Source organism: Crenothrix sp., assembly GCF_043729335.1.
GTDB lineage: Bacteria > Pseudomonadota > Gammaproteobacteria > Methylococcales > Methylomonadaceae > Crenothrix.
The window spans coordinates 1-20,209 of record NZ_JAYTLQ010000019.1 but is presented as its reverse complement, the minus strand read 5'-3'; the positions used below and the strand labels follow the sequence as shown (position 1 = coordinate 20,209).

The following is a 20,209-nucleotide window of genomic DNA, read 5'->3' as shown; positions in this document are numbered from 1 at the left end:
GGGCGGAGTTTAGAGCTCCACCCTGTTTTAGGTGATTAAATTACATTAAAGCGGCTATCAGCTGTATTCACAGCTTTCATCCAGAGTGAAGTACTTGCCCTGAGTTTTGCGGCCTTTATTGCCATGATCATGGTCATGGTCATTATGTAAACCATCGTTGTCAATGTCGTCATCTTCAAAATCTATTATGCCGTCGTTGTCATTATCTTCATCTTCGTCATCTGGAATACCGTCGTTGTCAATGTCATCACAAACATCCTCATCAGTATCAGCAACCCCGTCGTTATCGTTGTCGGTATCAATATCATCAGAAACACCGTCATTGTCATCATCCATATCGCTAACATCGGTAACGCCGTCATTGTCATCATCGACATCTATTGCATCGCTAACGCCATCGTTGTCATCATCGGTATCTAGACTATCTTCGGTGCCATCTTCATCTTCATCGTAAACGCCCATATCCTGGCCGTCATCTTGGCCATTATTGTCATCGTCCATATCCTCCATATCATCAATGCCGTCGTTATCATCATCCACGTCGACATCATCTAAGACACCATCATTATCATCATCGCTACCCGATTCATCGTCTTTATCAGCAACGCCGTCATTATCGTCATCGATATCGTTTTGATCTAACACGCCGTCGTTATCATCATCCGTGTCATTTTTATCGACGATACCATCGTTGTCATCATCAGTATCGATTTTATCGGCAACACCGTCATTATCGTCATTATCGTCATCGTTATCGACATTATCAGCAACACCATCGTTATCGTCATCAGTGTCGTCCAGCTTTTCGGTAGTATCTGACAAACTGTCATTATCATCGTCGATGTCTTTTACATCGGGAATACCGTCATTGTCATTATCCTTATCCAGAAAATCTTCAATGCCGTCATTGTCATCATCATTATCGTCGTTATCTTTTTTATCGGCGATGCCGTCATGGTCGTCATCTTTATCTTTACTATCCAAGATACCGTCATTATCGTCATCTTTATCTTTATAATCAGGGATGCCGTCGTTATCGCCGTCACTGTCTACAGTATCGTTTTTATCGGAAATACCATCGTTATCGTCATCTAAATCTTTGCTATCGGGGATGCCATCGTTATCATCATCAAAATCCTTTTTATCAACAATGCCATCGTTATCATCGTCCAAATCGGCTTTATTTTTAATGCCATCATTATCACTATCTTGATCTATATTATTGCTGGCCGCAAACGCAACACTACTCAATCCTGGCAAAGGGACTACAGAAGCCATTAATAGAGCCATGGCGGCAGTTAGGGGTAATAATTTAGGGTGTTTCATAAAAAGATATCCTTATAATTAGCTGAGATTTTGTGTAGAGGGTAACGACCACTGTAAGCGGCCATACCGTGCTTCAAAGTATAGAGCAGGCTAATTTAACTATGCGTTAATAAGAATATTTTTAAAAAAAATGTGACTTCAGTCACAATTTAAGGTTATTTAGGGCAAATAAAAATAAAGTGACTTTAAAAAAACGAAATTTAATCTAGCACCAAAGATTAGCGTCTCGTCTTCAAGCCAACATTTTGATCCACCGTTTACTGAGCGGAGTTAACGAACAACCGGTATGACAGACTTCAACCTCGCTCACCATGCAGCTATTTTGAAGAAAGAGAAAGTGAGGACTTAATTTTTACGAGTTGATTTAAGCCACAACACCAAAAAAATGACCCACTGCTGCCGTTGCCATCATGGCAACCGCACCCCACAAGGTAACGCGACCTGCACCGATAAAAACCTTGGCACCCCCTGCACGCGCAGCTAATGCACCGAGAAAAGCCAAACAAACAAGAGAACCTGTCGCCACACCGGCAACAATCATTGCGGGTGGAATAAGTAACATTAACCCTAAAGGCAGCGCTGCGCCTGCAGCGAACGTAGTTGCAGACACAAAAGCCGCTTGAATCGGCTTGGCTTGATGAATCCCCGACAATCCTAATTCATCACGTGCATGAGCGGCCAGCGCATCATGCGCCATAAGTTTGTCAGCAACTTGTTGAGCCAATTCCGGCTCAAGGCCGCGTTCTATATATAACTCGGTTAATTCAGCGCGTTCATAATCCCAAGAGTTATCCAATTCGTAGCGCTCACGGATAAGCTCAGCGCTTTCAACATCCGCTTGCGAGCTGACCGAAACATATTCTCCCGCCGCCATAGACATAGCACCGGCAACAAGCCCTGCAACGCCAGTCAGAAGAATTTGATCTCTTCCCACGTTGGCCGCAGCAATACCCAATACCAAACTCGCCATAGACACAATACCGTCATTGGCTCCCAGTACTGCAGCACGTAACCAGCCAATACGGGTTGTATAATGATTTTCAAAATGTGAAATATACATTTTTCTCCTCACTAAAACTGGATTGTACAGTGAAAAAATCGCGTTAAACCAAAAAACACAGGCATAAAAAAAGCGGGACACTGTCCCGCTTTCATCTTTATAACAACACTGAAGCTTTAAGAGTTATTTCTCTAAAATTCCATAAGATGTTGATTCAGAACCGCCACCAAAATGTGGTGCTGGTTTGACTTTTTTCATTTCTGCGATCGCTTCATTCATAACTGTAGTGGCTTTTTCAAAGTCACCTTTTTTGCCAGCTTTTTTAGCTGCTTTCATTCTTTCAGCAACTCTTTGCAAACCAGGTGATTGACCTTTCATGCCTTGGTCTTTAGCAACTAAAACACCTTGTTCAGCTAAAGAAGTAACTGTAGCGCCATCACTACTTTTAGCAGCTTCAAGTATTTTATCGGAGATGCTAAGAAGTTCTGTGAAATCTTCATTCAACGGGCTACCCGCTGCAAAAGCAGTTAAAGTGAATAAAGAAATAGCCAACGTTGCCAATATTTTTTTCATAAATTTCCTTGTGAAGCATAGTAAAAGAAAAACAGGCCAAAATTTTAACAGTCTTTAGTCTGTAGTCGAGCGTGATCAGAATACTACTTTTTCGACTTTACGTCTATCAACAAACACGACTTAATTTAAATCAAATAAAATAATTTTTTTTTTGAGTCTGAAGTGTCACAAAAAACAGCACATTTTAATAATTTAAATAGCCCCCTCACTAGTTATCACTTCTGAACTATCAGCCCTACTAAATTATTGCTTAGAAAGCATTGGTAGCCCAAAAAAGCAACCCTATGTTAGATGACGTACAGACCCTAGAGTATGTCGCAGGTATATTTTTCAACGAATGCTAAAAAGTATTAACTCTTTTTTTGATTATGGCAGATTTAAAATCTTATAGAAACCAAATCCAAACATTTTTACAGAAGTTAGTAGCGTTATCACTTTTAGTCTATTGAAATTTTAATCCATGTTATTTACTACAAAACGCGAGGTTTTGATATGAAGATATTACCCCTAATGAGCATTTTTATTACTCTGGCTTCAATGACAGCCTGTAATAATGACAGCAAAAGCACTTCTGTCGGCACCATTAAATCGGCTCAAAAAGAAGCAGATGAATTTGCTAAATCGTTTAACAAACAGACTGCTTATAAACCCAAAACTCCCGACCATACTATAAAGTCCACTACGAGCAAAAAATCTGATCCAACCAGTGCCGGTATTGTAGGCATGCCTAAAGATACCGTAGAAGGGGTGAAAAATATTATTGAAGACACCAAAGATGTAGTGAACAAAGCCGTAGACTCTGTTACGGGTAAGGCATCAAATGACAAAATTGACACCAATAAGGCTCCAGGCAATGATTCAACTTCCGGCCAAACAGACAAAAACGCTGCCTCTGCACAAACTGCTGCCGAAAAAGAAGCACCTGCGGACAATGCTCAAACTGATGCTGCTAATAAAAATCCCAGTAATGCTGAAGAAAATCCCACAACCTCAAGTGCCGGTATTGTAGGTTTACCCAAAGGTGTCGTTGAAGGTGCAAAAACAATGGCTGAAGATACAAAAAATGCCGTAACACAGGCAGTTGATGCTGTTACCGACAAAGTATCGGAGGATAAATCGGGCAATAGTTCAAAATCTTCCGACACAATGGTTAAAAAAGTAGATAAAGACTCAGCACCGGCAATAACCTCTAATTCAGCGCAAAAAATTGCCGAAAAAGAAGCGCCTGCTGACAACGCTCAAAGCGATGCTGCCAATAAAAATCCCAGTAATGCTAAAGAAAAAACTGCGACAACCAATGCAGGTATTGTGGGCTTACCCAAAGATGCCGTTGAAGGCGTAAAAACGATGGTTGAAGATACCAAAAATGCTGTTAATAAAGCTGTTGAAAGCGTATCAGGTACTAATGAACCTGAAGCTAAAGATTCCAAGGCACCAGCAAATAACTGATAGCCTACAAGCTAGTTTATAAATAAGTGCACATAAAAAAAGCCCGGAGCAATAAAGCTACCGGGCTTTTTTAGTGCTACGAACAAAAAATATGTATTATTTACGCATTGTGTGTTCGAACATTTTGTCCAATTTGCGGTTAGCTTCTTCAGAAGCTGAGGCAGCACGGTTAGCAGCGTCTTTTGCTTCAGAAGCAGCAGCTTGTGCGCTAGCAGCGTCAGAAGATGCTTGAGTTACAGAAGTTTTCAAGCCGTCAATTTGTGATTGCAAATTTTCGATATCTGAGTTAGTGGCACAACCAACGACTAAGCTAGAAGCCAAAGCAATCATAGATAATTTTACTAATTTTTTCATGTTTTTTCCTTATTTCTGATGTTTATTATAAAAAAGCAATACTGTTATAATTCTAGCACTGTTTTTCATATTTTCCAGCTTTATTTTATCTTTACTACCGTACCTGGCTCTATCCATTCATATAATTTATCAATTTGTGCGTTAGTTAAAGCAATACAACCGTGTGTCCAATCAAATATTTCATGAACCTTAGGATCGGCGGTTCCAAGGCCATGAATACCAATTTGCCCCCCTAAAGGGGTATTTTGCGGCGGTATGCCTTCATAGCGATGTGCATCAGAAATGCGGTTATAGGTAAATTGGTTAATCATGCCCTTGCGCAAGGCTTTTTGGGCATCTTCAACTGACGGATAGGTCAAGCCAAAAAAACGCCGAAACGCACTTTTTTCACCGATCCAGCCTATCTTATAAGTTCCCATAGGCGTAATGTCATCGCCACGATGATCTTTAAACCCCGCACCGCCCCGACCAATCGCAATTTTGTCCAATGTTTCGACAGTACGTTGTCCCTCTTTTATTTCAATCTTTCTGGCAGCCGTATCTACTAACAACCAAATATCTGCCTCTTCATCTTCATCTTTATTTGCAAAACTATTAAAAGAAGAAAACACACAAAATAACAACAAAAAAATGCGTAACATAAATCCTATACAATCATTAGAGGTTTTGGTGTAACTTATTCACCATATTTATCACCACAACAAGGACAAAGTATGCAATTAAAGACAATTACAACTCAACCCTATACTGACCAAAATCCAGGTACTTCAGGACTACGAAAAAAAGTCAAGATATTCCAAAAACCGGGTTATTTGGAAAATTTTGTCCAATCCATTTTCGATTCTCTGGAAGATATTACCGGAAAAACCCTAGTCTTGGGCGGTGATGGTCGTTACTTTAATCGTCAGGCAATTCAGATCATTATTAAAATGGCTATAGCCAACGGTTTCGGCGAACTAATTATAGGCCAAGGTGGGCTGTTGTCTACCCCCGCAGCCTCACATATTATCCGTAAAAATAAAGCTTATGGCGGCTTAGTGCTTTCTGCCAGCCATAACCCCGGTGGGCCTGATGAAGACTTTGGTATTAAATACAACGTCAGCAATGGTGGCCCTGCAACTGAAAAATACACAGATGCCTTTTATAAAAGAAGTCAATCCATTGATAGCTATAAAATATTAGAGATGAACGATATAGACTTAGACAGTCTTGGTAGCCAAAATTCCAACGGTGTCATTATTAATATTATTGATCCCGTTACCGATTATGCTGAGCTAATGGCATCAATTTTTGATTTTGATCTGTTAAAACAAACCATCGGTTCAGGCAAAATCACCCTGCTTTTTGATGCCATGCACGCTATTACAGGGCCTTACGCGACAAGAATACTGGTTGAAATGCTAGGTGCAAGCTCCGATTCACTAATAAATGCCATACCTTTAGAAGATTTTGGCGGTCACCATCCTGACCCCAACCTTGCCCATGCAAAAGAACTGGCCGAAATCATGTTCAGCGCTGCTGCACCTACTTTTGGCGCGGCCTCCGATGGTGACGGTGACCGTAATATGATTACCGGCGACAATATTTTTGTCACCCCCAGCGACAGCCTTGCCATTATGACGGCCAATGCGCATTTAATTCCGGCTTACGCGCAAGGGCTGAGCGGTGTTGCCCGTTCTATGCCGACCAGCCAAGCGGTAGATAGAGTGGCAGCGCAGTTAAATATTCCATGCTTTGAAACGCCTACGGGCTGGAAGTTTTTCGGCAATTTATTGGATGCGGGCAAAATAACGCTCTGCGGTGAAGAAAGTTTTGGCACCGGTTCCAATCATATCCGTGAAAAAGACGGCTTGTGGGCGGTATTATTCTGGCTGAATTTGATTGCTGTCAAACAGCAGTCAGTTGAAGATATTGTGCATGAACATTGGCGTACTTTCGGCAGAAATATTTATTGTCGCCATGATTATGAAGCGGTAGATTTAACCATTGCCAATGATCTGATTACTCATCTTAGAGATCTATTACCGACTTTAGCAGGGCAATCATTTGGTGATTACACGGTTAAATATGCGGACGAATTTAGTTATGAAGATTCGGTAGATAACAGCGTTAGCAAAAATCAGGGGATTCGCATTGGTTTCGACAACGGTTCGCGTATTGTCTACCGGCTTTCCGGCACCGGTACCGTGGGAGCTACCTTAAGAATCTATCTGGAAAAGTTTGAACCCGACGCAACTAAACATAATCAGGATGCTCAAGTGGCTTTGACTGAATTGGCTGAATTAGCAGAACGGTTTTGTGAAGTCAAAAAACGCACCGGCAGAGCTGGCGCTGACATTATTACCTAAAAATCCATAGGCAGTCCATGCAGCGAGACAGAACGTAGCATACACCTTCTACGTTCTGTCTTGTTTCAGGTGAGATCATTAATTAAATCTTATATTTTTAGCGACAAAAATCAACTTTTTATAACCCCAGAAACCAACGCAATATGCACCAATTCAGCCACAGAAGAAACTTTTAACTTACTGCGGATTTGCGTACCGTAATTAGCCACAGTTTTATAGCCCAAACACAGGTCTTCTGAAATTTTATGCGCAGTCAAACCTTTAGCCAACAATAAAAATACATCAAACTCTCTGGGTGAAAGTGATTCAATAATAGCCTTGTAATCAGTTTCGGGGATTTGATCGATACTGTTTTTCAAGAATACCGGTTCAATATAATCGTTACCTGCTGCGATGGCTTGTATGGCTTCTATCAAAGAAGACGGTGCACTGTTTTTACTGATATAACCTTTGGCTCCAGCATCCAACGCTCTATTCACATAGACCATTTCATCATGCACACTAAACGCCAAAATTTTGGCATCGCTGTCTTTATTGCAAATTCGCCGAATAGTTTCAAGTCCACCAATGCCGGGCATAGATAAATCCATTATCAGCACATCCGGACGATGTTTTAAATACAATTGCCAAGCTTCTTCGCCGCGTTCGGCTTCTGCCACCACGTCAATACTGTCTTCAGTAGACAACAACATACGAAAACCGGCTCGCACAATGGCATGATCATCTACCAAAATAACTTTGATTGGTGTTTTCATAATAGCGGAATAATTGCAACCATACACAAGCCTTGTTGTGGCGCAGTTTGAAAGTTTAACTCACCGCCTAAACTTTTTATTCTCTCTTTCATGCTCAATAGCCCGAAGCCTTGATTGATTTGTTGGATATCGCAGCCCTTGCCGTTATCATTTACCTGTAGGTGCAAAGTGTGGGTTGCAGGATTAATGCTCATAGTGATATAGGCTTGCGTAGCGTGAGCATGGCGCACAATATTGGTCAGGCATTCTTGCACTACCCGGAACAGTTGGATGGCAATGTGCTGTTCTAACTCATCAACAGCATTCGAACAGTCCAGAACCAGTTTTAATTGTGGATTTCTGACTGACCACTGATACACCAAGTCTTCCATAGTGGCTTTTAAGCCTAATTCAGTGAGTATTAACGGATGCAATTGGCGCATCATGGAGCGCACGACGTTAATCAAATGATCGCAGACTTCAACGATAGTATCGGAAGTGTTTTTAATATCTGCTTTTGGACGGGCGCAGGTTACCGCCATCACTTTAATTGCGGTTAATGATTGACTGAGTTCGTCGTGTAATTCCTGCGACAGTTTTTGCCGTTCGTCTTCTTGTATAGCCAGCGAATGTTGCGTTAATGCCCGATTATCTTGTTGGCTTGCTTTAAGCTTATCAGCCAAATGATTAATGGCTTTGGCGATACGGTCGTATTCCTGGATGGAAAAATCCGGTAGTTTATGTTGATAATCCTCAGTTTCAATAGTTTTTAGCGCATTAACAATCGTGGCTATGGATTGTAATGCTTTGTTAAAAACCAGATTGACCGTTAAGAAGGTAAACAGCATCAATAATAAAACAGAGTTAAAAAACGCCAGGCTTTCTTGCCAAGCCTCGGTAATTTCATCCAGCGGGTTAGCCAAAATAACCAATGTTAATTGTTGGCCATTAGCCGCAATAAGTGGGCGTTCTGATTTCGGGTGCTTGCTTTCAACCAGCTGAATATACCATTGTGGCGGGGAGTCATCTGAGTAGATAGGCTGTTTCTTAGCGCTAAAGCGGGTAATTTTGCCACCAGACTCCTGAAGCTGAATGCTCAAATGTCGTGTTTCTTTGAGTATATTCAATTGGGGCAGCCAATCGCCAGAGTGATAAGCCGCAGGCGAGTTTTGAGCGAAAGCAATAGAAATGAGTTGCGCAGCCAAATTAATCGATGATTCAACTTCTTTATTAACAGACTGCCTCGCCTGCCACACGGCGATTGCGCCACCCAAAAACAAAATACACAGCGATGACAGCAAAATTCTGAGGTTGATCTGGTAGCGTAAGCTCATAGTATTTGGGTTAGTCGCATTTCGAATGTATTTAGCTAAAAACTACGACATAGCAAACACTTTCTAAATTTCGAGATGACAGCCCAAATCCACCACCCGATGCGCCGGAAGGTTAAAATATTCCATAGGGCTGGCCGCATTACGCCCCATCCAGCTAAAGAAATGCTCGCGCCATAAAGCCATACCAGGGCGCACAGTAGGAATAGCAATCTCGCGGCTTAAGAAGAAAGAAGTCTGTCCTAAATCAAACGTTAAACCGTGGGAGGTACATAAAGCCAAAGCGGTTGGAACATCAGGATCTTCCATAAAGCCATAGTGAACAAGCACACGAAAAAATTGGGCGCCTAAATCTTGAATCACAATGCGCTCGGCATCCATAACATAAGGTTCATCTTCAGTATGTAAAGTAAGAAAGACCACACGTTCATGCAACACTTTATTGTGTTCTACATTGTGCAAAAAGGCGATGGGAATCGAGCCACTGTCGCTGGTCATAAAAACCGCAGTGCCTGGCACTTGTAAGACCAGATCATTACGCACATTTACCGTGTTGGTGTTCAAGGGTATGATTTCTAAAAGGCGTTTGGCCATGAGCTGCTTGCCTTGACGCCATGTTAACAATACCGTAAAAATAATAACACCCATCGCTAGCGGTAACCAGCCGCCACTGGGAATTTTATGCAGATTAGCACTAAAGAAAGCCAGATCCACTGCAAGAAAAATTACCATAAGTGCCGTCACTTTTGCCCAATGCCAATGCCAGCCACGTAGCATAACAATACCGGCCAGCAATGTCGTAACAACCATAGTGCCAGTTACAGCAATACCATAAGCTGCCGCCAGTCCACCGGAAGTTTTGAATAATATCACCAACAATAAAACACCGACTAACAAGCCCCAATTAACCAGCGGCACATAAATTTGGCCAATTTCTTTCGCAGAAGTATGTTCAATCTGTACCCGTGGCAAAAATCCTAATTGCACGGCTTGTTTGGTCAGGGAAAATGCGCCAGTAATTACTGCTTGCGAGGCAATGACTGTGGCTAATGTCGCCAATATCACCAAAGGTATCAACGCCCATTCAGGCGCCAATAAATAAAAAGGATTTTGTACTGCGGCTGGATTTTGGATAAGTAACGCGCCTTGTCCAAAGTAATTCAGTAACAACGCGGGGGCAACAAAGCTAAACCACGCATACCGTATGGGGGTTTTGCCAAAGTGCCCCATGTCCGCATACAAAGCTTCAGCACCGGTCAGCGTTAGCACTACAGCACCCAAGCTAAGAAAACTGCGATGGGGATCCATCTGAATAAAGTGCCAGGCAAAACGGGGGTTTACGGCTTGTAAAACGTCAGGATGCTGCAATATATTCACCACACCCAGTGTCGCCAGCACCAGAAACCACACGCACATAATGGGGCCAAAAAACTTGCCGATAAGCTCGGTGCCATGATGCTGAATAGAAAACAACAGCACCAAGATTACCAGCGCAGACGGCAAGATAAAGGCTTCCAATTTTGGGGCAATAACGCCTAGCCCTTCCACGGCACTCAATACCGAAATGGCAGGGGTGATAATACCATCGCTGTAAAACAGTGCCGCGCCTAATAAACCCGCCGTTAACGCAAATTTAGCTAAAAAACCCTTATCGCCGGTGAGTTTGTGCGTTAACGCGAACAACGCCAAAATACCGCCTTCACCGTGATTATCGGCCTTCATGATGAAAACCAAGTATTTCAAGGTGACCACCATCATGATCGACCAAAAAATCAACGATAACACACCTAAAATATTGGCTGGGATCAGCGCTGGCGCGTGTTCGCTAAGAAAACATTCTTTTAAAGCATATAACGGGCTGGTACCAATGTCGCCATACACCACGCCGATAGCACCCAGTAACAATGCGCTACTGGAAGCTTTATGGCTGTGCGGGCTTAGAATTTCAGGGGCAGTAATAGTGTTGTTCGACATGCAATAATCTCGACTGAAATATGAAAGAAAGACCATTTTGGCCATCTACTTAAAGGCGAGCTATCAACAAGAACAGGGAGAACGAGCGATGCATCGGCTGATATACCGTCTGTTCAGGTAAAAGCAAACAGCAATTAAACAGAGGAACAAAATGCTTACTGGATAAAACGGCTAGCAGCATTTACCGCCACTTTTGAAATAACAAGGAACTGATCGATAGGGTATTCGGGTGTTATACGATTACCCTATCGAAGAGTTTTTTATAAGATAGCAGCTATAAACAGTACAGCGTTGATTATGCTTTAGCTGATTTTGCCGTGGCATTGTTTAAACTTAAGGCCAGAGCCACAAGGACAAGGATCGTTACGACCCACGGTATTATTGTCACTCATATTAACTGCCAACTCGTCCTCACCAAAGACACTGGCTTGCGCGTTATCGTAATCGTCTATTGATGGCGCTAACGCATGCTCAAAGTGCATATCTTTAGGCAATTGCATTTGATCGTCGATAACCTGCACATCTTCGTCTTCATTGACTTGAACTTTAAACAAAATACTGATGACTTCGTATTTAATACGATCCAGCAAAGTGGTAAACATGGTGAAGGCTTCGCGTTTATATTCCTGCTTGGGATCTTTTTGCGCATAACCTCTAAAATGGATACCTTGGCGTAAATAATCCATCGCCGCCAAGTGTTCTTTCCAGCTATTATCTAACACTTGCAACATGACAGATTTTTCAAAATGCTGCATGACCGGTGTGGTAATTTGCTGTTCTTTTTCTTTATGGCTTTCTTCCAAAATGCTAATAATACGCGCACGCAGTGCTGCTTCATTGAGCGCATTATTTTCCTCAAACATCTTGGGCACGGGCACTTCAACATTAAATTCCTGTTGGATATGCTCTTCCAAGCCTTGAATATTCCACTGTTCCGCCATAGTTTTCGGCGGAATGTACTGAGTAATCAAGTTGTTGACCACATCTTCCCGTATGGCGGTAATAATTTCGGAAATTTCTTCTGCGCCCATTAATTCATTGCGCTGGGTATAAACCACTTTACGCTGGTCGTTGGCAACATCGTCGTACGCTAAAATTTCTTTACGGACATCAAAGTTACGGGCTTCAACTTTATGTTGTGCATTTTCAATAGAGCGCGTTACCCACGGATGCTCAATGGCTTCACCATCTCCCATACCGAGTTTTTTCATTAAGCCCGCGACACGATCAGATGCAAAAATACGCATCAAGTCATCTTGCAAAGACAGATAAAAACGGGTGGATCCGGGATCACCTTGCCGTCCTGAACGGCCTCTTAACTGGTTATCAATACGGCGCGATTCATGGCGTTCCGAACCGATAACATGTAAACCACCGCTAGCGACCACCTGATTATGGCGCTCTTGCCAATCCTCGCGTACTTTTTGTATTTCAGCTGCACTGGCGTTAACGTCCAGAGCCGCTAATTCTGCATCCAGATTACCGCCCAATACAATATCGGTACCGCGACCGGCCATGTTAGTTGCAATGGTAACTGCGCTGGGTTGGCCGGCTTGCGAGATAATATGCGCTTCGCGTTCATGCTGCTTGGCATTAAGGACTTCGTGCGCAACACCTTGCTGTTTTAACAGATTGGAGATGCGCTCGGAATTTTCGATTGAAGTGGTGCCGACCAGAACAGGCTGCTGTTTTTCCACACAGCGCTTAATATCATTAACGACTGCGTTGTATTTTTCATCGGTGGTCAAATACACCATATCGCCTAAATCTTTACGGATCATATTGCGATGGGTCGGAATGACAATAACCTCTAGCCCATAAATTTTATTCAACTCAAACGCTTCGGTATCAGCAGTACCGGTCATACCGGACAACTTGTGATACAAACGAAAATAGTTTTGAAAGGTAATGGAAGCCAGCGTCTGGTTTTCATTTTGAATCGGCACTTTTTCTTTGGCTTCAATGGCTTGGTGCAAACCTTCGCCCCATCTACGCCCGGTCATAATGCGCCCAGTAAACTCATCGACAATAACAACCTGTCTATTGGTAACAATATAATCGACATCTTTTCTATACAGCACGTTGGCACGTAAAGAGGCATTGAGGTAATGCATGAGCCGTATATTGGACGCATCATACAAACTGCTGCCATCCAGCATCAAGCCATGCTCAACCATTAAGTCTTCGACGCGCTCGTGTCCGGCTTCAGTCAAATGCACTTGACGGGTTTTTTCATCCATCGTGTAATGGCCAGGCTCACCGTCTTTTTCTTGCTTGGTCAATAACGGAATGATGTTATTAATCTGAACATAAATATCGGTATTTTCTTCGGTAGAGCCGGAAATAATCAGCGGCGTTCTGGCTTCATCGATAAGAATGGAATCGACTTCATCGATAATCGCAAAGCTTAATTCACGCTGGACTTTTTGCTCCAGGGTAAACGCCATGTTATCGCGCAGATAATCGAAGCCAAATTCATTATTGGTACCGTAAGTGATGTCAGAATTGTAGGCGACGCGGCGTTCTTCATTATCCATCTGGCTGATAATAACGCCAGTGGTTAAGCCTAAAAAGCTATAGAGCTTGCCCATCCACACCGAGTCACGCTTGGCCAGATAATCATTGACGGTAATAACATGCACACCTTGTCCTGGCAGGGCATTTAAATACGCCGCCAAGGTTGCCATTAAGGTTTTACCTTCACCGGTTCTCATTTCGGCAATTTTGCCGTCATGTAAAATCATGCCGCCGATCAGCTGTACGTCAAAATGACGCATACCAAAAACGCGTACCGAGGCTTCCCTCACTACTGCAAAAGCTTCTGGCAGCAAATTGTCCAGTTTTTCGCCTTGTGCAAGACGATTACGAAATTCCTGGGTTTTAGCTTTTAGCGCTTCATCAGACAATTTTTCGTATTGAGAAGACAGCGCATTAATGCTATTTACCAGCTTTCTTTTCTTCTTGACCAGCCTGTCGTTACGGCTTCCTATCACTAATTTAACTAGCTTACCCAGCATGTTTTTTTCCGGTCTGAATTCAGTAAAAGATTTAACAAAATAACTTGATTATATACGGTTTGATCTATGAGATACAGATAAAAACATCCACACGGCTAGTCATTATTAGAGCAGCCTCAACACCAAAGTACATTTAAAAACTATATTTTGTTAAGGAATTGGCAAATTTTGATTCGATTTTCAAATAGTCTGCGTAAACTCAAAAAGTGCATTTGTAGATGTTATTCAATCACCGTCATTCCACCCATATAAGACAATAATGCTTCGGGAATCTGAATTCGCCCCTGTTCATCCTGATAGTTTTCCATGACTGCAATCAAGGTTCTACCCGCCGCTAAACCTGAGCCATTTAAGGTATGCACCAATTCCGGCTTGCCGGTTTCCGGATTGCGCCAGCGTGCCTGCAAGCGCCGCGCCTGGAAATCTTTAAAGTTGCTGCACGATGAAATTTCCCGGTACGCACCCTGCCCTGGTAACCACACTTCAAGATCGAATGTTTTACTGGAAGAGAATCCGGTATCTCCCGCACACAACAGCATTTTGCGATAGGGTAATTTTAATTTTTTAAGAATGGCTTCCGCATGACCGGTCAGTTCTTCATGGGCTTTGGCAGAATCTTCAGGCTTTACGATTTGCACAATTTCAACTTTTTCAAACTGATGCTGACGGATCATGCCGCGTACGTCACGGCCATAAGCACCGGCTTCACTGCGAAAACACGGGCTGTGACAAACAAATTTCAGCGGTAAATCTTTGGCATCAACAATCACGTCCCGAACAATATTGGTGACGGGCACTTCGGCGGTTGGAATTAAATACAAAGCCGGATCACTGTTGACTTTGAACAAATCGTCTTCAAACTTAGGCAATTGTCCGGTACCGCGCAAGCTATCAGCATTCACCAAAAACGGCACATAGGTTTCGCTATAACCGTGTTCATCGGTATGGGTATCCAGCATGAGCTGAATAATAGCACGTTGCAATCTGGCCAAACCGCCGCTTAACACTACAAAACGGCTGCTGGCGATTTTTGCGCCCAGTTCAAAATTAATCTGCTTAAGCTGGCCACCCAAATCGACATGATCTTTGGGCGTAAAGCTAAATTCAGGTATCTCGCTCCAGCGGGAGATTTCAACATTTGCGGCTTCGTCTTTGCCATTGGGTACGGACTCATCGAGAATATTGGGAATGCCTTCCATCATCAGCGTCATTTTTTCCTGGATATCATTTAAGGCACTTTCAGCTTCTTTAAGTGCATCACCCAAATGCTGTACCTGATCCAACAACGGCTGAGTATCCTCACCTTTGGCTTTGGCTTGGCCAATGGTTTTAGATCGGCTGTTGCGCTCGTTTTGTAATTCCTGGGTTTTAACTTGCACTTCTTTGCGCTGTGCTTCCAGGTCGGAATACAGTTGGGCATTAAAGTTAAATGTGCGTCTATTTAACTGCTGGGTGACAAAATCAAGCTCGGTTCTAAATAAACGGGGATCTAACATAATACGCTTTACCTTAAAATAATTTATAAACTGAAAAGGATTATTACTGGCCGATTTTTAACATACTGCGCTCATGACATCGTGCCAAGGTTAATTGGGCAAGCACTGCACCCATGAATGCAAAAGCCATATCTTTTTGGGTATCCCAAACATCGCCTTGTGTGCCTAAAAAATCATCGGCAGCACTGCCGGATAGCACCGAAACCAGCCATTCCAGCAATTCATAGCTTGCGCTAATGGCAAGACAAACGCAGATAACCAGAAAAAACAGCATTTTACCGGTTCGCAATGCCGTTTTACGCAATAAAATCTCTCTGGCAATAATAGCAGGCACAAAACCTTGGGCAAAATGGCCTAACTTATCGTAATTATTACGGGTCCAGCCTAATGTATGGCCAAGCGCATCAAACGCAGGAACCTGCGCATACGTATAATGCCCTCCGACCATAAGAATTACAGCGTGCAAGGTGATTAAGCCATAAGTAAGTTGAGCCAAAGGAAATGATTTGAAGGTTAAAACCAGCACAACAAAACCGATAATAACGGGCAACACTTCCAAAAACCAAGTGAGATAATAATGCGGGTTAATAGCTGACCAGACAAAAACACCCAGCGTAACCGCCAGCATTGCTGTTAACTTGTAGGCGTCATTCATCAATCAGCTCCTAGCTGTTTAACGGCCCACAACGCCAACCACATAACGGATAAACACATCAATGTGTTAACAGCGAATACTGTCAACATCGCTTTAGGATGTTGCGCACTGGTATAACCGTGTTCAATTAAATACAACACTAAGTACAACCCCGACAAGGTTAAATACCCACCCACGGTAATAATGATAATGACGGCATGTTGCTCAATAGGCAACGTGACTTTTTGTGAAAGCAGAGCTGTCACTAGCCCAATCAGAAAGGCAATCAATACATTCACCGCCAGCATGGCATAAGGCATCATGCCGCCTTGCCAATGTACCACCGCATATTCATGCGCAAACAAATAACGGCCCGATATCAGCCCTATCCATACCACAAACACACAGGCAATAACACTTACGCAAACATTTAACGCAGCTTTGCTCACGCTCCCTTGTTCTAGCAAATACAAGGTTTCAAAAGCGAAGGTAGAAAAGGTAGTGAACGCGCCAATAAAGCCCACTAAAATAGCCGTCCGGTATTCCAGTGCAATCGCTACTCGCTGCAAGACTAGCGCCTCTGTCAGCAATCCCAACAGGAATGATCCAATAAGATTAACGGTCAGCGTACCATAAGGAAACCCACGCCCCAGCCACTGGTAAATGCCAGTCGACACCAAAAACCGCAGCACCGAACCACATGCGCCTCCTAATGCCAACCCTATGATATGATTCATGGTTACACGCTAATTTCAATTATTGCCCACGAAAAGGACAAATCTTATGTGGAAAACACAACCCCAGTTACACTCTGATAAAATGTTCCCGGTAATAACGTAATTCTTCAATTGATTCAATCACATCATCCAATGCCTGATGTTTGGATTGCTTATTAAAGCCATCTTTTAAATTAGGAGCCCAACGTGCTGCCAGTTCTTTTAGCGTAGACACATCCAGGTTACGGTAATGAAAATAGGCTTCCAAAGTAGGCATATAACGCCACAAAAACCGCCTGTCCTGGCCAATGCTATTACCACAAATCGGCGACTTTTTTTCAGGTACCCATTGTTTTATAAACTCCAGTGTCCGGCGTTCCGCTTCCACCGCATCAATCGTTGATGCCATTACTCGCTTAATCAAACCGGACTGGCCATGATGTTTTTGATTCCAATCATCCATTGCCGCCAACGCAGCATCCGGTTGATGTACCGCCAATACGGGGCCTTCTGCCACGATATTTAAGTCTTTATCGGTCACAATTGTTGCTATTTCGATGATGACATCAGTGTCCGGATTAAGCCCTGTCATTTCAAGGTCGATCCAGATAAGGTGCTGAGGATTTTGCGTCATAGGTTGATTTCTTTGTATTCACTGTTATGGTTAGTGTAGCATTGACACATCTTTGTATATTAATTCTTAAACACGACGATTTTAACCTATGAATACGTTTACTTTTATTTTTTTGTGCACGGTAGCTCTTTCTTTTGCAGTGCATTATTGGCTGGCACAACGCCAGGCTAACTATGTGGCAGAACATCGCTCCGCAGTGCCGGATGCCTTTAAAAACACGGTTTCGTTAGAAGCGCACCAAAAAGCCGCTGACTACACCCTGGAAAAAGGCAAGCTCGGCAAAATCGACAGCATTATTAGCCTGATCGCTTTGTTGCTCTTTACTTTAGGGGGCATCGTTAATGCCATTTTCAATTACTGGTCGGCGGAGATTTCATCACCTATCTTCGCTGGCGTGGCTGCAATTGCCACAACTTCGTTGCTGATGATGCTGGTTGACATTCCTACCAGCGTGTACCAAACCTTTGTTATTGAAGAAAAGTTTGGCTTTAATAAAAGTACGGTAGCCCAATTTTCTAAAGATCACTTGTTGCAACTGGGTTTAAGTGCGGCCATTGGCTTACCCTTATTGGCTTTGATTTTATGGGTGATGGACGGCGTTGGCTCCAGCTGGTGGATTTGGGTCTGGGCCATTATGATGGGCTTTTCGTTATTGATTAGCTGGTTGTTCCCTACTGTAATTGCCCCGTTATTCAACAAATTTACCCCGATGGAAGAAGGTTCGTTAAAAAACCGGATTCAAGGTTTATTAGAGCGTTGCGGCTTTAGCAGCCAGGGTATTTTTATTATGGATGGATCTAAGCGTTCCGGTCATGGCAATGCTTATTTTACTGGCCTTGGCAATAATAAGCGCATCGTATTTTATGACAACCTCGTTAACTCCTTAGACGACGAAGAACTGGAAGCGGTATTGGCACATGAATTAGGCCATTTTAAGCGTAAACACGTTATTAAAATGCTGCTCGCCAGCGCCATCATGAGCTTAATCAGCCTTGCCATTTTAGGCTGGCTGATTAATAAACCCTGGTTCTTTAATGGCCTGGGTGTCGATCACGGTTCTAATGCCGTGGCTTTATTGTTGTTTATGTTGGTGTCGTCGTCATTTACTTTCTTTATGCAGCCGATCAGCGCGTATTTTCAGCGTAAATTTGAATTTGAAGCCGACGATTTTGCCGCCGCCAATGCGAAAGCCAGCAAAATGATCAGTGGCTTAGTTAAATTATACGAAGAAAATGCCAGCACGTTAACGCCCGATCCGCTGTATTCTGCCTTCCATTACAGCCACCCGCCAGCCGCCATCCGCATCGCACATTTAGAAGCCAAAGCTTAGGATGACGCATAACGAAGGTTTGGTAATTGCCCATTTGGGTCAGGGAATTGCGGTTGAATATGACAATCAAATCATACTTTGCCAAACGGTGCGACGGCTGGATACCGTCGCGGTGGGCGATCGTGTGCTGTGGTCACGAGCATCGGAAGATCAAGGCCGTATTGAAGAAATTTTACCACGCCGCTCAGTTTTAGTACGCCCCTCAAAAAGCGCCAAAAGCCGACCGGTAGCCGCCAATATCGATACTATTTTTGTGGTGTTTGCGGTAGAGCCGCGCTGCGATTTTCTGTTGCTGGATCAGTATCTGGCGATTTGCGAAAATCGGAATATAGACGCCGCTTTGGTGCTGAATAAAACTGATCTGCCACTGTCTGACATTATTGAACAAGAACTTCGTGTTTATGAAGATTTGGGCTATGCGCTGTATCGTGTGAGTGCGGCCAGCGGTTCGGGTATGGAGGCGCTTAAGCAAGCATTGAAAGGTCAGGTAAGCTTGTTTGCTGGGCAATCCGGCGTGGGTAAATCATCATTAACCAATGCTATTTTGCCGGATAAACTGCTAAAAACCAACACGGTTTCCGCCACCACCAAACACGGTCGCCACACCACTACGGCGGCAACCCTGTACCATTTGCCCGATGGCGGTGATTTAATCGACAGCCCAGGCGTGGCTATTTTTGGCTTGGCTGAATTATCTGATGCGCAACTGGCTTATGGTTACCGCGAATTTCAGGCGTTGATGGATGAATGCCAATTTAACGATTGCAGCCACACGCACGATAAAGGCTGCGCGATATTGCCTGCGGTTGAAAATGGGACGTTATCAATCAGCCGGTATCAGCGATTTTTAAAATTGAAAGAAAAGATGTAATTTAAATCCCGATTGCTCAACAGCAACCATCACAAATTACTGCTGCAAAAATGAATTGGGAAAACCCAATAACGCAACCTTATTAATTGTAAAAATTTATCAAAATTAAGTCAACAATGCTATATATTTGTATAAAATATAATTGATTTACAAAGCATTTAATCACACGTAGCTGATATATTAATTTTTACAAGTTTGCATGTGAAAATTATCAAAAATAATCTAGACACCGTGGCTTTATTCCCATATTATCCAAAATGTACCCTGAATTAGAACTCGAAAATTAATCACTTCGAGCACTCAGTCAATCTTACATTGTCGAGTACTAGTACTTAGTCAGCTTTATAATGTCGAGTACTATAAAATACTCCGTTCGTCCTGAGCCTGTCGAAGGACTTGTAGTTCATGGTTCGACAAGCTCA

General features: G+C 43.0%; 17 protein-coding genes. 4 read left to right on the top strand and 13 right to left on the bottom strand.

Features of this window, described 5'->3' with window-relative positions:
* Nucleotides 1-57: 57 nt before the first annotated feature.
* From ACHZC4_RS04830 to ACHZC4_RS04820, 3 genes are all read right to left on the bottom strand, one after another.
* Nucleotides 58-1,326 carry a hypothetical protein gene (locus tag ACHZC4_RS04830; RefSeq protein WP_394752690.1) on the bottom strand — a complete coding sequence of 423 codons (1,269 nt, stop codon included), beginning with the start codon at nucleotides 1,324-1,326 and terminating at the stop codon, nucleotides 58-60.
* A gap of 364 nt (nucleotides 1,327-1,690) precedes the next feature.
* Nucleotides 1,691-2,386, bottom strand: a complete 696-nt coding sequence (locus ACHZC4_RS04825) for a VIT family protein (RefSeq protein ID WP_394752689.1) — start codon at nucleotides 2,384-2,386, stop codon at nucleotides 1,691-1,693.
* A 123-nt stretch (nucleotides 2,387-2,509) separates the two neighbouring features.
* Nucleotides 2,510-2,899, bottom strand: coding sequence for a hypothetical protein (locus ACHZC4_RS04820; protein ID WP_394752688.1), 390 nt, complete (start codon nucleotides 2,897-2,899; stop codon nucleotides 2,510-2,512).
* 492 nt (nucleotides 2,900-3,391) lie between these two features.
* Here ACHZC4_RS04820 and ACHZC4_RS04815 point away from each other — a divergent pair, with 492 nt between their 5' ends.
* Entirely contained in the window at nucleotides 3,392-4,348 is a 957-nt protein-coding gene (locus ACHZC4_RS04815; RefSeq protein ID WP_394752687.1) for a hypothetical protein, read from the top strand.
* 96 nt (nucleotides 4,349-4,444) lie between these two features.
* Here the strand turns inward: ACHZC4_RS04815 and ACHZC4_RS04810 are convergent, their stop codons facing one another.
* Both ACHZC4_RS04810 and ACHZC4_RS04805 read right to left on the bottom strand, forming a co-directional pair.
* Nucleotides 4,445-4,702, bottom strand: coding sequence for an Lpp/OprI family alanine-zipper lipoprotein (locus ACHZC4_RS04810; RefSeq protein WP_087146782.1), 258 nt, complete (start codon nucleotides 4,700-4,702; stop codon nucleotides 4,445-4,447).
* An 80-nt stretch (nucleotides 4,703-4,782) separates the two neighbouring features.
* Nucleotides 4,783-5,343, bottom strand: a complete 561-nt coding sequence (locus ACHZC4_RS04805; protein ID WP_394752686.1) for a murein L,D-transpeptidase family protein — start codon at nucleotides 5,341-5,343, stop codon at nucleotides 4,783-4,785.
* A 72-nt stretch (nucleotides 5,344-5,415) separates the two neighbouring features.
* Between ACHZC4_RS04805 and ACHZC4_RS04800 the strand changes: the two genes are divergently transcribed.
* On the top strand, nucleotides 5,416-7,050 hold the full coding sequence (locus tag ACHZC4_RS04800) for an alpha-D-glucose phosphate-specific phosphoglucomutase (RefSeq protein ID WP_394752685.1): 1,635 nt from the start codon (nucleotides 5,416-5,418) through the stop codon (nucleotides 7,048-7,050).
* Nucleotides 7,051-7,160: 110 nt separating this feature from the next.
* Here ACHZC4_RS04800 and ACHZC4_RS04795 read toward each other — a convergent pair whose 3' ends face one another.
* The 8 genes from ACHZC4_RS04795 to orn all read right to left on the bottom strand — a co-directional run bounded on the left by ACHZC4_RS04795 (nucleotide 7,161) and on the right by orn (nucleotide 17,586).
* Nucleotides 7,161-7,805: a response regulator gene (locus tag ACHZC4_RS04795; RefSeq protein ID WP_394752684.1), complete on the bottom strand. Its 645-nt coding sequence runs from the start codon at nucleotides 7,803-7,805 to the stop codon at nucleotides 7,161-7,163.
* Nucleotides 7,802-9,118: an ATP-binding protein gene (locus tag ACHZC4_RS04790; protein WP_394752683.1), complete on the bottom strand. Its 1,317-nt coding sequence runs from the start codon at nucleotides 9,116-9,118 to the stop codon at nucleotides 7,802-7,804. The genes ACHZC4_RS04795 and ACHZC4_RS04790 overlap by 4 nt, the downstream gene beginning before the upstream one ends.
* Before the next feature lie 63 nt (nucleotides 9,119-9,181).
* Entirely contained in the window at nucleotides 9,182-11,089 is a 1,908-nt protein-coding gene (locus ACHZC4_RS04785; protein WP_394752682.1) for a potassium transporter Kup, read from the bottom strand.
* A gap of 302 nt (nucleotides 11,090-11,391) precedes the next feature.
* Nucleotides 11,392-14,106, bottom strand: coding sequence for a preprotein translocase subunit SecA (secA, locus tag ACHZC4_RS04780; protein ID WP_394752681.1), 2,715 nt, complete (start codon nucleotides 14,104-14,106; stop codon nucleotides 11,392-11,394).
* A 221-nt stretch (nucleotides 14,107-14,327) separates the two neighbouring features.
* Nucleotides 14,328-15,602 (bottom strand): serine--tRNA ligase, encoded by a 1,275-nt coding sequence (gene serS / locus ACHZC4_RS04775; protein WP_394752680.1) that lies wholly within the window; start codon nucleotides 15,600-15,602, stop codon nucleotides 14,328-14,330.
* Nucleotides 15,603-15,645: 43 nt separating this feature from the next.
* Nucleotides 15,646-16,257, bottom strand: coding sequence for a DUF2238 domain-containing protein (locus tag ACHZC4_RS04770; protein WP_394752679.1), 612 nt, complete (start codon nucleotides 16,255-16,257; stop codon nucleotides 15,646-15,648).
* Nucleotides 16,257-16,973, bottom strand: coding sequence for a fluoride efflux transporter CrcB (crcB, locus tag ACHZC4_RS04765; protein ID WP_394752678.1), 717 nt, complete (start codon nucleotides 16,971-16,973; stop codon nucleotides 16,257-16,259). The genes ACHZC4_RS04770 and crcB overlap by 1 nt, the downstream gene beginning before the upstream one ends.
* 67 nt (nucleotides 16,974-17,040) lie before the next feature.
* Nucleotides 17,041-17,586 carry an oligoribonuclease gene (gene orn / locus ACHZC4_RS04760; RefSeq protein WP_394752677.1) on the bottom strand — a complete coding sequence of 182 codons (546 nt, stop codon included), beginning with the start codon at nucleotides 17,584-17,586 and terminating at the stop codon, nucleotides 17,041-17,043.
* Between the two features lie 88 nt (nucleotides 17,587-17,674).
* On the opposite strand from orn, the gene ACHZC4_RS04755 reads away from it, so the two are divergent.
* The gene (locus ACHZC4_RS04755; protein WP_394752675.1) at nucleotides 17,675-18,916 is read left to right on the top strand and encodes a M48 family metallopeptidase; all 1,242 of its coding nucleotides are present in this window, start codon (nucleotides 17,675-17,677) and stop codon (nucleotides 18,914-18,916) included.
* 1 nt (nucleotide 18,917) lies between these two features.
* On the top strand, nucleotides 18,918-19,787 hold the full coding sequence (gene rsgA / locus ACHZC4_RS04750) for a ribosome small subunit-dependent GTPase A (protein WP_394752674.1): 870 nt from the start codon (nucleotides 18,918-18,920) through the stop codon (nucleotides 19,785-19,787).
* Nucleotides 19,788-20,209: the final 422 nt, after the last annotated feature.

Bases quoted from the DNA above. Each gene is read 5' to 3' on its own strand.
- ACHZC4_RS04830 (WP_394752690.1), bottom strand. From the start codon at position 1,326: ATGAAACACCCTAAATTATTACCCCTAACTGCCGCCATGGCTCTATTA.
- ACHZC4_RS04825 (WP_394752689.1), bottom strand. From the start codon at position 2,386: ATGTATATTTCACATTTTGAAAATCATTATACAACCCGTATTGGCTGG.
- ACHZC4_RS04820 (WP_394752688.1), bottom strand. From the start codon at position 2,899: ATGAAAAAAATATTGGCAACGTTGGCTATTTCTTTATTCACTTTAACT.
- ACHZC4_RS04815 (WP_394752687.1), top strand. From the start codon at position 3,392: ATGAAGATATTACCCCTAATGAGCATTTTTATTACTCTGGCTTCAATG.
- ACHZC4_RS04810 (WP_087146782.1), bottom strand. From the start codon at position 4,702: ATGAAAAAATTAGTAAAATTATCTATGATTGCTTTGGCTTCTAGCTTA.
- ACHZC4_RS04805 (WP_394752686.1), bottom strand. From the start codon at position 5,343: ATGTTACGCATTTTTTTGTTGTTATTTTGTGTGTTTTCTTCTTTTAAT.
- ACHZC4_RS04800 (WP_394752685.1), top strand. From the start codon at position 5,416: ATGCAATTAAAGACAATTACAACTCAACCCTATACTGACCAAAATCCA.
- ACHZC4_RS04795 (WP_394752684.1), bottom strand. From the start codon at position 7,805: ATGAAAACACCAATCAAAGTTATTTTGGTAGATGATCATGCCATTGTG.
- ACHZC4_RS04790 (WP_394752683.1), bottom strand. From the start codon at position 9,118: ATGAGCTTACGCTACCAGATCAACCTCAGAATTTTGCTGTCATCGCTG.
- ACHZC4_RS04785 (WP_394752682.1), bottom strand. From the start codon at position 11,089: ATGTCGAACAACACTATTACTGCCCCTGAAATTCTAAGCCCGCACAGC.
- secA (WP_394752681.1), bottom strand. From the start codon at position 14,106: ATGCTGGGTAAGCTAGTTAAATTAGTGATAGGAAGCCGTAACGACAGG.
- serS (WP_394752680.1), bottom strand. From the start codon at position 15,602: ATGTTAGATCCCCGTTTATTTAGAACCGAGCTTGATTTTGTCACCCAG.
- ACHZC4_RS04770 (WP_394752679.1), bottom strand. From the start codon at position 16,257: ATGAATGACGCCTACAAGTTAACAGCAATGCTGGCGGTTACGCTGGGT.
- crcB (WP_394752678.1), bottom strand. From the start codon at position 16,973: ATGAATCATATCATAGGGTTGGCATTAGGAGGCGCATGTGGTTCGGTG.
- orn (WP_394752677.1), bottom strand. From the start codon at position 17,586: ATGACGCAAAATCCTCAGCACCTTATCTGGATCGACCTTGAAATGACA.
- ACHZC4_RS04755 (WP_394752675.1), top strand. From the start codon at position 17,675: ATGAATACGTTTACTTTTATTTTTTTGTGCACGGTAGCTCTTTCTTTT.
- rsgA (WP_394752674.1), top strand. From the start codon at position 18,918: ATGACGCATAACGAAGGTTTGGTAATTGCCCATTTGGGTCAGGGAATT.